Raw genomic sequence first — 14,667 nt, 5'->3', positions numbered from 1 at the left:
TTATACCGGTACTATTATCACGCTCATGGTAAGACCACCCCTGTCCAGCTGGGATCGCGAACGCGGCCGTCAGCTCGGCCGCCTGCTCCGTGAGGCCCGCGGCGAGCGCAGCATGGTGGACGTCGCGGCCGCCTGCGGGGTCTCCGTCGACACCCTTCGCAAGATCGAGACGGGTCGGATCCCCACCCCAGCCCTGTTCACTGTTGCCGCCGTCGCCGCCACCCTCGACCTCTCCCTGGACACCCTGGTTGCCGCCTGCCAGGACAACCACGTCGCCGACGCCCCACCGGACTCCTCCGGCTTGATCGCCTAGACCTCCTGTAATGGTTCGCGGCGAGCGGGAACAAACGCGGTGTGGAACCAATGACCACGCCGGAAACGGCTGACCTCGACCAGCTCTTCCGCGACCACTATCGCGCCGTACTGCGGTACGTCGTACGCCGTGCCGGTGATCGCGACAGAGAGCTGGTCGTCGCGCTGACCGACCTCTACACGGGACCGTGCCGGTCCCCGGCGATCTGACCGCCGCCTGGAAGAAGCACGCGCGTTCGGTCCGCGACGCTGAGCCTGCTGGCCGACCGGGGCGAGGTCGTGGCGGTGGGATCGATGACCGATCGGGCACACCCTCTACCTGAAGGCCCGCGAAGGACACTGTTTGGTTGCTGCGGCAACTAAGTCTGAGGTTGCTGCGTCTCCTGAGCGACTGGGGTTGAGGCTTGGGGGAGTCGGATGGCGGTACGACGACGTACGGTGCTCGGCGGATTGCTCGCCGGAGCCGGAGTACTGGCGACTGCAGGGTGCATCGCGGACACGGCGGCGGACACCGGGAGCGCAACAGACTGGTCAGCCCGGCGCCAGATCCGAAGCAGGTAAGGCGAATCGACCCGACAAGATCACGCTGGTAGCGACCGGCGACGTCCTGCTGCACGAGCGACTGTGGACCACCGCGAAGCGCGACGGCGACGACGGCGCCTGGGACTTCGCGCCACTCATGAGCAGCGTCAAGCCGCTGGTACAGCAGGCCGACCTCGCGATCGCGCACCTGGAGACTCCCCTCGGACCACGAGGCGGCCCGTACCACGGCTACCCGCTCTTCCAAGGCCCGCCGCAGATCGCCACCGCGCTCAAGCAGACCGGGTACGGTGTCTGCACCACAGCCAGCAACCACAGCTTCGACGGTGGTGCGACCGGTGTCGATCGGACCCTCGACACCCTCGAGAAGGCCGGACTGCGCCACGCGGGTACGGCGCGCTCGAGAAGCGAAGCCGAGACTCCCACCATCGTCGACGTCAACGGTGTCAAGATTGCCTCGCTGTCGTACACGTTCGGCTTCAACGGCCTGCCGTACCCGAACGGCCAGACCTGGCGCGCCGGCAAGCTGGACGCGGTCACGATCATCCGGAACGCGCAAGAGGCGCGCGACCAAGGCGCTGAGATCGTCGTGGTCAGCTGCCACTGGGGGACCGAGTACTCGAGCAGGCTCAACGACCAGCAGCGCGAGCTCGCACCGCAACTGCTTGCCGATAGCAACATCGACCTGGTGGTCGGTCATCACGCGCACGTGGTGCAGCCGATGGAGCAGATCAACGGCAAATGGGTCGCCTACGGCCTGGGCAACCTGGTTGCCGCTCACCGCGAGCCCAACAGCACCAAGGCCGAAGGTCTCCTGTCCGCTTCACCTTCACCCGCGACCGTGACCGCTGGAAGACCGAACAGGCTGAGTACACACCGCTCCTGATGACCGACGCCCTGCCTGTCCGGGTTCTCGACGTACGACGTGAGCTCGCGAAGGCCGACACGTCGAAGAAGAGCCGCCTCGAGCTGGCGCAGCGCCGTACGACGGAGACCGTCAAGGCACTGGGTGCGAACCCGAAAATGCTTTGAGCCCAGCAGGTCCGGCGTTCTATGGTCGGCGCATGATTACGTACTTCGTGATGGTCCGTCGTGCCCGGCTCCGGGCAGGCGCGGGGTGCCTGGGGATGGCATCCGCTCGATAGTCGTTGGGCTCAGCGAGTCGTGGACGCGGCCGGGGTCAGACCCGGTGAACTCGTCCTCGACGTCGGGGCCGGACTCGGTGCGCTGACCGCGCCGCTGGTTCGGGCCGGTGCCCAGGTAGTGGCCGTCGAACTCCACCCGCAGCGGGTCGACCGGTTGCGTCGGCGGTTCGCGGATGCGCCGGTGACGGTGGTCCGGGCCGATGCCGCGGATCTCCGGTTGCCGTCGCGGCCGTTCCGGGTGGTGTCGAGTCCGCCGTACAACATCTCCACCGCACTGCTGAAGCGCTTGCTGGCGCCGGGTTCTCGCCTGGTGTCGGCGGATCTGGTGCTGCAGCGGCAGGTGGCGAACCGGTGGGCTCGCGGTGACGCGCCGGGGGCGAACCGGTGGTTCCGGCACTACGACCCGTCGATCGGGCTTCGCCTTCCCCGCAAGGCTTTCACCCCACCTCCACATGTCGACTCCGCAGTCCTGGTACTGCGCAAACGGTAGAAGGAACAGGAGACCCCCACCAGCCTGGTGGGGGTCTGACTGTTATCCGTGCCAGGAGTTCCACAACGCGGCGTACGAACCCTGGCGGGCGACCAGTTCGTCGTGGCTGCCGAGCTCCGAGATCCGCCCGTCCTCCACCACCGCGACCCGGTCCGCGTCGTGGGCCGTGTAGAGGCGGTGGGCGATCGCGATGACCGTCCTGCCCTCCAGCACCGCGGCCAGCGAGCGCTCCATGTGCCGAGCCGCCCGCGGGTCGATCAGCGACGTCGCCTCGTCCAGCACCAGCGTGTGCGGATCCGCGAGCACCAGCCGGGCCAGTGCCAACTGCTGCGCCTGCGCCGGCGTGAGCGCCAGCTGCCCAGAACCGACGCGAGTATCCAGACCGTCCGGCAGCGCCTCCGCCCACTCCTGCGCGTCGACCGCGGCGAGCGCCGCAAGCAGTTCCTCGTCCGAAGCCCCGGGCCGCGCCATCGACAGGTTGTCGCGCAGCGTCCCGACGAAGACGTGATGCTCCTGGGTCACGAGCGCGACCTGCTTGCGCAGCTCGTCCAACGGCAGCTCGGTCATGCCGACCCCGCCGACCGTCACCGAACCGGTCCGGGGCGGATGGATACCCGCGACCAACCGCCCCAGCGTCGACTTGCCCGCACCGGACGGACCGACCATCGCGATCCGCTCGCCCGGCTGGATGGTCAGCTCGACGCCGTGCAGCACGTCGCGACCGTCGACGTACGAGAACCGCACGTCATGCGCCTCGACCAGCTCACTCGACGGCGACTGGCCCGACGGCGTCCGGTCGTCCGGTACGTCGCTGATGCCCAGCAACCGTGCAAAGGCCGCACCACCAGACTGGAGCTCGTCCATCCAGGAGATCAACCGGTCGACCGGATCGATCAGCTGGTTGACGTACAGCACACCGGCCGTGACGGCGCCGAGCGAGACATGCTCGCCGAGGTGCAGCCAGCCACCGAACAGCAGCGTCCCGACGACCGGCACCAGATAGCCGACCTCGACGACCGGGAACCACACCGTCCGCAGGGACAGCGTGTACCGCTCAGCGAGGTAGGAGCCCCGGATGTCCGCATCGCCGCGGCGGACTCGATCGTCGTACCGCCGCAAGGCCTCGACCGTCCGCGCACCCTCGACCGTCTCGGCCAGCGAACTCGTCATCTGGGCGTACGCCGCGTTCTCGCGAAGGTAACCGTCTTTCGCGCGGCGCAGGTACCACTTCGTGCTCAGCCAGAGCACCGGCACCATCGCGACCAACGGCACGAGCACCCACACGCCGACCAGCACAGTGGCGACGACCGTGAACAGCACCGTGACGAACGCGATGATCGTCTCGGGTACGGCGAACCGCACCGTCCGCGAGAGGGTGTCGACGTCACGCGACGTCCGGGACAGCAGGTCGCCGGTGCCGGCCCGCTCGACCGTGCCGATCGGCAAGGCGAGCGCATTGTCGACGAAGTCCTCCCGCAGCTCGGCCAGCACCTGCTCGCCGAGCGCGAACGACTTGAACCGCGCCCACCGGGTCAGCAGCGACTGCGCCACGACGAACACTGCGATCACGATGATCACCTGGTTGACCTTGGCGGCGGTCGTCCCGTTCTGGACGTCTTCGACCAGGCCACCGATGAGCCGCGGCGCGGCCAGCCCAGTGACCGCCGCCAGCCCGTGCAGCAGCAGCGCGACGGACAGCGTGCGTGGGTGCCGGCGAGCCAGCCGGCGGGCATGCCGCCGGATCTCGGTAGGCCCGGCGACGGGCAGGATCTGCCTCATCGGAGGACCTCCTCGGCTTCGGTCTCACGGGTGACGGTCCGGCGATAGCGGGGCTCGGTGTCGAGCAACGCACGGTGCTTGCCCGAGGCAACTACGTGGCCGGAGGCGACGAAGATCACCTCGTCGACGCGGTCGAGCAGCAGCGGGCTCGCGGTCAGGACCACGGTGCTCCGGCCGGACCGGTAGGCCCGCAGCCGATCCGCGATCCGCGCCTCGGTGTGCGCGTCGACCGCAGAGGTCGGCTCGACCAGCACGAGCACGGACGGGTCCGCCAGCAGCGCCCGCACCAGCACCAGCCGCTGCCGCTGACCGCCGGAGAACGACCGGCCCTTCTCCTCCACCTCGGAGTCGAGCCCGTCCGTCAACGCGACCAGTACGTCGTCGGCGGACGCCGTACGCATCGCGGCCATGATCTCGTCGTCGGTACGACGGCCGTCCGGATCGAGCTCCGAGCGCAGGGTGCCGGTGAACAGCTGGGAGCCGGTGTCGCTCACCAGGATCCGCTCACGGACGTCCACACGTGTCGCACTGGCCAGCGTCACTCCGCCGTACCTGACCTCGCTCAGGTCGTCGTACCGACCCAGGCGGTCTGCCAGCTCTGCATAGCTGTCGGGCTCGGCGGAGACGATCGCCGTGAGCAGACCGTCGCGCGCACGGATGCCCGAGACCGGATCGACCAGGTCACCGCCGTCGGGGAGGCGCACTGATCGGGCCGGCTCGGTGATGTCGGGCTCCAGCTCCAGGACGCGGACGACTCGACCCGCGGCGACCAGACCGCGCATCAGCTGGTTGGCGAACTCGGTGGCCGTGCGCAGCGGCAGCACCAGGAACGTCGCATAGCCGTAGAAGGCGACCAGCGAGCCCGCGCTGAGGTCGCCCTGCAGTGCGAAGTGCGCGCCCAGGCCGACCACGAGCACCACGAAGATGCCGGGCAGCAGCACCTGGGCCGCATCCAGCACGGACTGGATCCCGGCGACGCGGACACCGGCCTGCCGGACCTGCTGCGACTCGCTGCGGTATCGCCGGGAGAAGGACTCCTCGCCGCCGATCCCACGGAGCACCCGCAGACCGCCGACGATGTCGGAGCCGAGCGAGTTCAGCTCGCCGACCGCCTCGCGTTGCGCGGACTGCCGCTTGTGCAGTGGACGCAGCATCGGGCCGAGGCAGAGCAGCATCACGGGTACGCCGATCAGCACCACCAGGCCGAGCGTGGTCGACTGGGTGAGCAGGATCGCCGCGACGATGACGAACGCGACGATCGCACCGGCGAACCGGGCCGAGATCTCCATCAGGTTGCCGACGTACGACAGGTCGCCGGCGCCGACGCTGACCACCTCGCCGGTGGCGAGGTGCTTCGGCAGCGTCGCGCCGAGGTCGGCCGACTTCCGGGTCACCACCTGGACCGTGCGGTACGCCGCGGACAGCCAGTTCGTCACCGCGAACCGGTGCCGCATGATGCCGGCGATCGCCTGCACCACGCCGACCGCGAACAGCGCGGCGGTCCACTGCAGCAGCCGCTCGCCGTCGCGCGCGGCGATGCCCTCGTCGATCGCCAGGCCGAGGATCGCCGGGATGAACGCCTGCGCGGCCATCCACAGAATGCCGAACGCCATCCCGCCGATCAGGGTGCGCTTCTGACCGCGCGCGACCCACCACAGATAGCGGGCCGGCGAGCGGTGCTCGGGAACGCCGGGATCGGCGAAGGGAAGTTGTTTCATGGCGCCTTCAGGCTAGGTGCGACCACCGACAACCGCATGCGAATTACTCGCGTTCGGGACCGTCACGGTCGGTGCGGGTTTCGTCTCCCCGCGCATCAAAAGAGCTTCATCTTGCGTTGGGCAACGAGTTCCCGCGGGGCCATGTCCGGCCCCTGTCCTGGGACCATGCTGGTGATCGCGCATCGGGGAGCGAGTGGCTACCGCCCGGAACACACGCCGGCGGCGTACCGCCTGGCCGCGGCCCAGGGCGCCGACTATCTGGAGCCCGACCTGGTCGCTACCCTCGACGGCGTCCTGGTCTGCCGGCACGAGAACGAGATCTCCGGTACGACGGACGTCGCCGGCCACCCGGTCTTCGCGGACCGGAAGCTCACCAAGATCGTCGACGGCACCGCGGTCACCGGCTGGTTCGTCGAGGACTTCACCTACGCCGAACTGCGGACCCTGCGGACCCGGGAGCGGATGCCCGGTCTGCGTGCGAGCAACACGGCGTACGACGGGCTGGAGGAGATCCCCACGTTCGACGACGTGGTGGCCCTCGCCCGGCGGGAGGCGCTGCGGCTCGGACGGCCGATCGGCGTGATCCCGGAGATCAAGTACCCGACGTACTTCCGCCGGCTCGGACTGCCGCTGGAAGAGCTGTTGACCGAGCGGATCCTGGCCCTGGGGCTGCGCGACGACGAGGTGATGGTGCAGTCGTTCGAGCCGACCAGTCTGCGCCGGCTGTCCGTCATGACGCGGGTGCCGCTGGTACAGCTGGTCGACTCCGAGAGCGCTCCGAACGACTTCCTCCGCACCGGCGACGGCCGCACGTACGCCGACTTGATCGAGCCGGCCGGGTTACGCGAGATCTCGACGTACGCGCACGTACTGGCGCCGCACAAGGACCTGGTCATCCCACGCACCGCGACCGGGACTTTGGGGGAGCCGACCCGCCTGGTCGACCAGGCCCACCGTGCGGGCCTGGCCGTCCAGGTCTGGACCTTCCGCGCCGAGCGCCGGTTCCTGCCCACCGGCATCGACTTCCCCACCGAACTGACCCGGTTCGCCGCCCTCGGCATCCAGGGCCTGTTCGCCGACCACCCCGACCAGGCCGTCGCCGCCCTCCGGAAGCCGGCGCTCAACCTGTAGACGCCTCAGCGCAGGCGGTAGGCGTGGATCAGGGTCTGGTCGACGGCGTTGCCATCGGTGTCGGAGGACAGCACCTTCAGGGAGATGAAGTCGCCCGCGCGCGGATGGGTGTACGTCGCCCGGTAGCGGCCGTCCTGCAGTGTGCTCAGCACGGTCTTCTGCCAGGTCGCACCGTCGTCGGAGGAGACCAGGACCTTCACCGCGCTGACTGGTCCGGCCGTCGATCCGGGTTGGTGGCCGACTGCGAGATCGAGGTCGACACGCTGTCCCCGGGCCGCGCTGTTGGCGAGATCGAGAGCGCTTCGGCCGGAGTGGGTGTCGGCGATGTCGGTGTAGTCGACATCGAGGAGCGGAAGCACAGCCTTCGTCCCCTCCGCGACCGTCGCGGAGCGGAACGTCCACTCCGTGTGGGCTGCGGACGTCAATCCGACGACAGCACCGTGGTTGTACACGTCGGAGACGAGCCGGTAGTCAGTGGCGTCTGCGGGAACAGTCACGTCACCGACCGGGGAGCTCGAGGTGTAGAGCTCGGTGTCGCCGGCGAACAACGCAGTGGCGGCCCAAGCGCCGGGCAGCGCCCGTGACCAGTTGCCCCGGGAGTCGGTGAACATCGCGTAGTCGAAGCTGATCCGGTTCCCTCGCCGTGTGGTCGTGCCCTGGGTGTTGGGCTCGGTCCCACCGGCGACACCCGGGGAGTACGGAGCCTTGAGGAACTCGAGGGTGGCGTGCTCTCCCGGTCGGTAGGTGGGCAACGCACGAGGCCGGACGACGGTCCGCCCAGCGCCGTACTCCCAGGCTGTCGCCACCTGTACGTCGCGACCTGCGGTCACGTACTGGGTCCGGGTGTAGCCGGTGGACGGGACCCAGTCGGCGACGGGTTGCGTCGTACAGCCGCAGCTCTGGCGCAGGTGCTGATTGAGGATCCAGCCGCCCCCGGCCTCACCGGTTCCGGAGCTGTAGATCTTGGTCGCCACGGTGGCCAGGCCGGTGGCCCGGTAGGCGAGGTCGCGGCCGACCTGTCCGTTCTCGACGAAGCTGACGTCATAGGCGTACGGCGAACGCGGTGTGCCGGTCAGCTCGATCCACGCCGACGGCGGTCGGTGGGCCGCGGCACGCAAGGCGAGGCCGTCGGATCGCGTCGTCGTCATCGTCACGATCCCGGGATCCCCCGGCGGCGGGACCAGCAGGCCGGTGTCGGCCGGGTAGATGGCCACCCCCGCAGCGCCTGCGTCGGCGAGCCGTTGGATCAGAGTGTCGACCGAGATGTCACTGGGTTGCTGGACGACTGCGACCGCACCCGCAACGCCCTTGGGATCGGAGTCGGCATCGACCAAGCGGTAGCGGTGTCTGCCCTCGGCGAGCGGACCGCCGGCGTACCAGACATCGGTCCGGCCGTGGCTGGCCTTGGCCTGCAGAAGCGGTACTCCGGCGTCCCAGGTCGAGGTGACCGCGAATCCGGCGTCCTGGACCCGCTCGGTCGGCGACATCGACAGCAGCGGCGGTGTGCCACGGGTCAGATCGACCTGCCACTCGTCATAGGTGGCGGCAGAGCTGCCTGCGTCACCCCTGGCCCAGCGGACCGAGAGGCTGCGAGATACCGACGGCTTCGGGGTCGTCAGCGTCATCGGTCGCGCCGTTCGCGCGTCCAGGGTGACGGTGGAGTTCGGCGCCTGGGCGGCCAGCTTCGGCAGGCCCACGATGCTCACCTCGGCGAGTCCGGCACCGGAGGCATCGGGTGTCCGGATGAGCCCGAAGACGTTGTAATCGCCTTCGGGTAGGCGCAGAGTCCACTCCTTCTGGTCCGGAGTGAAGAAGAAGTCCTCGGGGTAGTACCGCCCATCGACCTGCCGGTACGGCGCGACCCGGATCCGAGCCGTCGCCGGGCTGCCGTGGCGGTCGAGGGCACGGAAGGTCACCTCGACGGTGTCGTCCTGCTTGACGAAGCCCACCGCGGTGGCGATCCCACCGTCGGGACCGGTCGCGGTAACCCGCCCGGTGTAGTCGTCGGCCGTCAGCGCGGTTGCGTCCAGTTCGAGCGTGACGTCGGCTGCTCCACCCGGCGCGATTGTGACAGTGCTGGGGTGGACGCTGGTTCCGGCGAGGTCGGTCGCCAGGTCGAGGCTCACCGCGGCCTTGGAGTAGTTGTGATAGGTCAGGGTTCGCTGCTGCCGCAACTGGTCGGCGCGGTAAGGGCGGGTGATGTCGCCGAAGCTCGCGACCCCCTGATCGACGGTGACCTGCTGGGCGGTTGCCCGGGCGAGCTCGACTGCCCCGCCCCCTGCTGTGAAGGCGGTGCCGCTGGAGACCGGTGCGGCGGTGGAGGTCAGCGTTGCCTTGAGCAGACTGGGAGACCAGTCGGGATGGACCTGGTGAAGGACCGCTGCCGCGCCGGCGCTGTACGCCGCGGCCGGCGCGGTACCGACGACACTCGCGTAGCCGCCGCCTGGAACGGCGCCGACGACCCCGAAGGCCGGTGCGACGAGTTCAGGCTTGATGGCGCCGCGATCCGCCATGACGCCGTGCCGCGACTGATCCCACCAGCGCGCCTGCCGGGTACCGCCGACCGTGAGCGCCGCGGCAGCCGCTGCCGGTGCGGCCACCTCGGACGTGCCTGGCTGGCCCGGCCCCTTCGAGCCCGTGGACACGACGAACAGCGCGTCTGAGCTCCGGCTCAGACTGTCGACCGCCTCCGTCAGCGGATCGTCGCCGCGAGTGATGGCGCCCTCGACGTTGACGTCGACGACGTCGGCACCCGAGGCCGCGGCCCACTGCAGGCCGGCGATCGCCCAGGACTCGTAGCCGATGCCGGTGTCGTCGAACACCTTCCCGGCGGCCAGGTGAGCACCGGGCGCGGCGCCGACGTACCGGCCGTTGGAGGCGGCACCGCTGCCGGCCGCGACCGACGCGGTGTGCGTGCCGCTGCCCAGCCGGTCGGTGGGGTCGTTCGCGCCGGTGAAGTCTCGCGCCTCGTCGATCCGGCCGGCGAAGTCGGGATGTGAGGCGTCGATGCCGGTGTCGAGGATCGCGATCGTGGAGCCGGTTCCGTCGTACGACCCTTGGGTCTTCGGAGTGGCCGCGGCGGTGTCAGTGGTGCGGTCGGTGGGGACTGCGCGGGTGCGCGCGTCGAGCCATACCTTCGCCACGTCGGTCCGCCGCTCGATCTCGGCGATGAAGGTCGTCCCGGCCTGCTTCGGCCGAGTCACGGCCAACGCCCTGACACCGGCGAGGGCTGCGCGGACCTGGACTCCGGCGGGCGCCGCCTTGGGACTGACGGCCGCGCCGCTGCGGTAGGTGACGATGAGGGGGAGCGTGGTCCGGTCGGCGTCGCCGTACCCCTGGCGGACCAGGGCGCTGACGTCGAAGAGACGTGGATCGAGCTTGCCGGCGGCCAGCAGTTCCTGTGCCGAGGCCGGCTCGACGTACACGTCGCCGTCGCGGACGTAGCTGTAGGTGCCGCCGGGTGCGCCCGCAACGACGGTGGCCTGCTGTGTGCCATCCGCCTGCGTGTCGAGGCGTACGACGTCGCCGGTCACGAGTGTGACCAGGTCGGTGGTTGAGCCGGTGCCGGACTGTACTGGTGCGGCAGTGGTCGGGGGCAGGGCCGTGGCAGTGCCGGCTGTGGCCAGCAGCGCGGCGGTCAGCGTTCCAGCAAGGACGAGGGCGGTAAGTCGTCGAGGAGGCACGCGGGGAACGTACGAGCCGCCGCAGTCGCGAGCAATCCCTCGGACTGGCAGATACCCGTCATGGCGCGAGTCGGCCGCGCGGCTGGGACGGCCGCGGCGGGGTGACGAACGGTGTCGTCACCCCGCCGCGGGGTGGTCGTGGGCTGCGCCCGGGAGGGGCGCAGGGCGGATCATGCCGCCGGGGGCTTGTTGTTGGTGTCGTCGTAGATACGGGAGGCGATGTCGGCCTCGGGCGAGTGGTTCTGCTGGTTCACCGACTGCTGGACGTTCTGCCAGACCGCCTTGCCGTCGGCCTCGGGAATCACGATCCAGGCCACCGCGTAGCCGAGCAGAGCGGTGCCACCGGTGATCAGGGTCAGACCGACGATGCCCAGGCGGACCAGGGTGACGTCGATGTTCAGGTACTCGGCGATACCGCCGGAGACACCGGACAGCATCCGCTGGTCACGGGAACGACGGAGGACCTTGCCGGACAGGTTCGAGAACGGTGCGTTGGAGTTCGTCATGGCTCCACTCTCCCGTCCAGCACCCCTCCGCCACATCAGGATCGGTACCGACCGACCCCTGATCCGACCCCTGGAACCCCGATCACCCACCCCTGACGACTTTGGTTGAACCCGGCCCACGATCGCGGGGGCGCTGACGTCGTACGGCGGAAACTGTCGGTGCGGGTGCTTACCGTCGGAGGAATGGACGTCCAGGTGCTGCAGAAGGTCGTGTTCGGGCTGCCGGGAGTGGAGGAACACGAGGGCTGGGCGGGTCAGCCGGTCTTCAAGGTGCGGAACAAGAGCTTCGCGTACATGTCGGAGGACGAGACCAGGCTGCAGCTCAAGGCGTTGCGGGAGGAGCAGGAGGCGCTGGTGGCCGAGGATCCGGACGTGTACTCCCCGTCCTGGGCGGCCGGCCGATTCGCCTGGCTAGACATCGACATCGCCGCGGCCGACGACGAAGAGCTTCGTGAACTGATCACCGAGGCCTGGCGCCTGACCGCACCGAAGTACCTGATCTCCCAGCTGACGTCCTAGAGCGTCCTGCGGACCAGGACCCATTGCGGGCTGGTGCGGCTGACCTCGGTGAAGCCGGCGTCGAGGAAGACGGACAGCGGCCCGCGATAGAGGTCGGACGAGGGAACGCGGTTGGTAGCGGAGGTGTCGACGGCACAGCCCTCGATGACGGTGGCGCCGTATGAGTCGGCCAGATCGACAGCTCCGCGGGCCAGTTGGCGTGCGAGGCCCTGGCGGCGGTGGCCCACCGGTACGACGAAGCACGTGATGACCCACGCGTCCGGTCGATCGGTGCGCCAGTTGGGTGAGGCGACCACCCGTGGGTACGACGTCCGCGGGGCGACCGCACACCAGCCGACCGGCGTGGTCGCGTCGTACGCGAGGACACCGAGTGGCTGCTTCGCGTCGCAGACCTGGGATCGCAACGCCTTCCGGTGGCTGTCCGGGGTCGCGTCGGACCATTGCCGGCCGCGAAGCCGGAAGTACTGACAGAAGCACCGCGCCGGATCGCCACGCTCGCCCATCACCGCCGCCACGTCGTCCCACGAGTCCGGCCCGGCCGGGCGCACCTCCAGCATGCGGTCACCGTACTGTGCCTGGCGTGACCGGATGCGTCCGGTGGGGGACCGGGACGAGACTGTCGCCGGTCCGGCCGCGATGCGAGGTTTGGGCCATGTCGAACGAACCTCAAGCAGTCCTTCTCGATGACGCCGAAACCAGCCCGGTCGCGCCGGGCATCGTCCGCCGGGCCCTGCCGTCCAGTGGGCAGGTGCTGGTCCGCGCCTTCGATCTCGACGCCGGGATCGCCTGGCCGGAGGTCGACGTGCACGACCGGGACGAGCTGATCTACGTCGCGGCGGGCGAACTGCTCGACCACGGCCGGTCCTACCCGGCGGGGACCTATCTGTACTACCAGGCCGGCAGCCGGCACCAGCCGCGGACCGAGACCGGTGTCCGGATCATCGTCTTCGGGCCGGCGGAGGCGCCCGCCGCGAGCTGATCGCGAGCCGGCCCCCGGGCGGGGGGCCGGCTTGCACTCGTTTGGGTCGAGTGCTAATACTTGGTTAGCACTCGAAGGGTGAGAGTGATAAGTCTCCTGCCCCGCGAGTGTGACAGAAGACGGCCTCGATGAGGTGCCGGAGCGTGGCGGGACATGAGCGCCGCGACCTCGGCGCCGTCCGTCGCGGGCATCCGGGCCGGCTGAACACAAAGACTCGACGCGGGAGGACTCGCGGAGAATGCCCAAGCTGATTTCTTTCAATGAAGAGGCGCGCCGCGGCCTCGAGCGAGGGATGAACACCCTCGCCGATGCGGTCAAGGTGACGCTCGGCCCCAAGGGCCGCAACGTCGTCCTGGAGAAGAAGTGGGGCGCCCCCACCATCACCAACGACGGTGTCTCCATCGCCAAGGAGATCGAGCTCGAGGACCCGTACGAGAAGATCGGGGCCGAGCTCGTCAAGGAAGTTGCGAAGAAGACCGACGACGTCGCGGGTGACGGCACCACCACCGCCACCGTGCTGGCCCAGGCCCTCGTCCGCGAGGGGCTGCGCAACGTTGCGGCCGGCGCCAACCCGATGAGCCTGAAGAAGGGCATCGAGAAGGCGACCGAGGCGGTCAGCGAGCAGTTGCTCGCGCTGGCCAAGCCGGTCGAGACCCGGGAGCAGATCGCTGCGACCGCGTCCATCTCGGCCGCCGACAACCAGGTCGGCCAGATCATCGCCGAGGCGATGGACAAGGTCGGCAAGGAAGGTGTCATCACCGTCGAGGAGAGCAACACCTTCGGTCTCGAGCTCGAGCTCACCGAGGGTATGCGCTTCGACAAGGGCTACATCTCGCCCTACTTCGTGACCGACACCGAGCGGATGGAAGCGGTTCTCGACGACCCGTACATCCTGATCGTCAACAGCAAGATCTCGAGCATCAAGGACCTGGTCCCGGTGCTGGAGAAGGTCATGCAGACCGGCAAGTCGCTGGCGATCATCGCCGAGGACATCGAGGGCGAGGCGCTGGCGACCCTGGTCGTGAACAAGATCAAGGGCACCTTCAAGGCCGTCGCCGTCAAGGCGCCGGGCTTCGGTGACCGCCGCAAGGCCATGCTGGTCGACATCGCCGTCCTCACCGGCGGCGAGGTGATCTCCGAGGAGGTCGGCCTCAAGCTGGACTCCGTCGACCTGGAGCTGCTCGGCCAGGCCCGCAAGATCGTCGTCACCAAGGACGAGACGACCATCGTCGAGGGCGAGGGTGACGCCGACCAGATCGGCGGCCGGGTGAACCAGATCCGCGCCGAGATCGAGAAGTCGGACTCCGACTACGACCGCGAGAAGCTGCAGGAGCGGCTGGCCAAGCTGGCCGGTGGCGTTGCGGTGATCAAGGTCGGCGCGGCCACCGAGGTCGAGCTGAAGGAGCGCAAGCACCGCATCGAGGACGCCGTTCGGAACGCGAAGGCGGCCGTCGAGGAGGGCATCGTCGCCGGTGGTGGCGTGGCGCTGCTGCAGGCGTCGGTGATCGCGTTCGAGAAGCTGGACCTCGACGGTGACGAGGCCACCGGTGCCGCGATCGTGCGGTCCGCGGTCGAGGCGCCGTTGAAGCAGATCGCCGTGAACGCCGGCCTCGAGGGTGGCGTCGTGGTGGAGAAGGTTCGCAACCTCGAGCCGGGCTGGGGCCTCAACGCCGCGTCCGGTGAGTACGTCGACCTGATCGCCACCGGCATCATCGACCCGGCCAAGGTGACGCGCTCGGCGCTGCAGAACGCGGCGTCCATCGCGGCCCTGTTCCTCACCACCGAGGCCGTCATCGCCGACAAGCCGGAGAAGGCCTCGGCCGCTCAGGGTGGCGCGCCCGACATGGGCGGCATGGACTTCTGAT

General features: G+C 69.3%; 14 protein-coding genes. 9 read left to right on the top strand and 5 right to left on the bottom strand.

The annotated features are described in order from the left end of the window. Nucleotides 1-25 precede the first annotated feature (25 nt). The 5 genes from OG555_RS07060 to OG555_RS07040 all read left to right on the top strand — a co-directional run bounded on the left by OG555_RS07060 (nt 26) and on the right by OG555_RS07040 (nt 2,487). Nucleotides 26-313, top strand: coding sequence for a helix-turn-helix domain-containing protein (locus tag OG555_RS07060; protein ID WP_328526243.1), 288 nt, complete (start codon nt 26-28; stop codon nt 311-313). 50 nt (nt 314-363) lie between these two features. After that, complete coding sequence (locus OG555_RS07055; RefSeq protein WP_329482012.1) at nt 364-522, top strand: hypothetical protein; 159 nt, start codon at nt 364-366, stop codon at nt 520-522. Nucleotides 523-709: 187 nt separating this feature from the next. Next, nucleotides 710-1,738, top strand: coding sequence for a CapA family protein (locus OG555_RS07050; RefSeq protein ID WP_329482011.1), 1,029 nt, complete (start codon nt 710-712; stop codon nt 1,736-1,738). Further along, entirely contained in the window at nt 1,738-1,884 is a 147-nt protein-coding gene (locus tag OG555_RS07045) for a hypothetical protein (protein WP_329482010.1), read from the top strand. The genes OG555_RS07050 and OG555_RS07045 overlap by 1 nt, the downstream gene beginning before the upstream one ends. A gap of 60 nt (nt 1,885-1,944) precedes the next feature. Further along, nucleotides 1,945-2,487 carry an rRNA adenine N(6)-methyltransferase family protein gene (locus OG555_RS07040; protein WP_442914488.1) on the top strand — a complete coding sequence of 181 codons (543 nt, stop codon included), beginning with the start codon at nt 1,945-1,947 and terminating at the stop codon, nt 2,485-2,487. Nucleotides 2,488-2,529: 42 nt separating this feature from the next. Here the strand turns inward: OG555_RS07040 and OG555_RS07035 are convergent, their stop codons facing one another. Both OG555_RS07035 and OG555_RS07030 read right to left on the bottom strand, forming a co-directional pair. After that, on the bottom strand, nt 2,530-4,266 hold the full coding sequence (locus OG555_RS07035) for an ABC transporter ATP-binding protein (protein ID WP_329482007.1): 1,737 nt from the start codon (nt 4,264-4,266) through the stop codon (nt 2,530-2,532). Next, nucleotides 4,263-5,984 (bottom strand): ABC transporter ATP-binding protein, encoded by a 1,722-nt coding sequence (locus OG555_RS07030; RefSeq protein ID WP_329482006.1) that lies wholly within the window; start codon nt 5,982-5,984, stop codon nt 4,263-4,265. Before OG555_RS07030 ends, OG555_RS07035 begins: the two co-directional genes overlap by 4 nt. A 165-nt stretch (nt 5,985-6,149) precedes the next feature. Here OG555_RS07030 and OG555_RS07025 point away from each other — a divergent pair, with 165 nt between their 5' ends. Continuing rightward, a complete protein-coding gene (locus OG555_RS07025; RefSeq protein ID WP_329482005.1) occupies nt 6,150-7,115 on the top strand; it encodes a glycerophosphodiester phosphodiesterase in 966 nt (321 codons plus the stop codon). A 5-nt stretch (nt 7,116-7,120) separates the two neighbouring features. Here the strand turns inward: OG555_RS07025 and OG555_RS07020 are convergent, their stop codons facing one another. Then, entirely contained in the window at nt 7,121-10,798 is a 3,678-nt protein-coding gene (locus OG555_RS07020) for a S8 family serine peptidase (protein ID WP_329482004.1), read from the bottom strand. Between the two features lie 170 nt (nt 10,799-10,968). Continuing rightward, the gene (locus tag OG555_RS07015) at nt 10,969-11,304 is read right to left on the bottom strand and encodes a PspC domain-containing protein (RefSeq protein WP_329482003.1); all 336 of its coding nucleotides are present in this window, start codon (nt 11,302-11,304) and stop codon (nt 10,969-10,971) included. Between the two features lie 183 nt (nt 11,305-11,487). Here OG555_RS07015 and OG555_RS07010 point away from each other — a divergent pair, with 183 nt between their 5' ends. Then, entirely contained in the window at nt 11,488-11,823 is a 336-nt protein-coding gene (locus OG555_RS07010; protein WP_329482002.1) for an MmcQ/YjbR family DNA-binding protein, read from the top strand. Here the strand turns inward: OG555_RS07010 and OG555_RS07005 are convergent. Then, nucleotides 11,820-12,380 carry a GNAT family N-acetyltransferase gene (locus OG555_RS07005; protein ID WP_329482000.1) on the bottom strand — a complete coding sequence of 187 codons (561 nt, stop codon included), beginning with the start codon at nt 12,378-12,380 and terminating at the stop codon, nt 11,820-11,822. The genes OG555_RS07010 and OG555_RS07005 overlap by 4 nt on opposite strands. 95 nt (nt 12,381-12,475) lie before the next feature. Between OG555_RS07005 and OG555_RS07000 the strand changes: the two genes are divergently transcribed. Next, on the top strand, nt 12,476-12,802 hold the full coding sequence (locus tag OG555_RS07000; RefSeq protein WP_328526256.1) for a cupin domain-containing protein: 327 nt from the start codon (nt 12,476-12,478) through the stop codon (nt 12,800-12,802). Nucleotides 12,803-13,040: 238 nt separating this feature from the next. Continuing rightward, nucleotides 13,041-14,666, top strand: coding sequence for a chaperonin GroEL (gene groL / locus OG555_RS06995; RefSeq protein ID WP_329481999.1), 1,626 nt, complete (start codon nt 13,041-13,043; stop codon nt 14,664-14,666). The last annotated feature ends 1 nt before the right edge of the window (nt 14,667 follow it).

The organism is Kribbella sp. NBC_01484, assembly GCF_036227145.1.
Classification (GTDB): Bacteria; Actinomycetota; Actinomycetes; order Propionibacteriales; family Kribbellaceae; genus Kribbella.
Note: the sequence above shows the minus strand (reverse complement) of the source record. Positions and strands in the feature narration are given on the sequence as shown.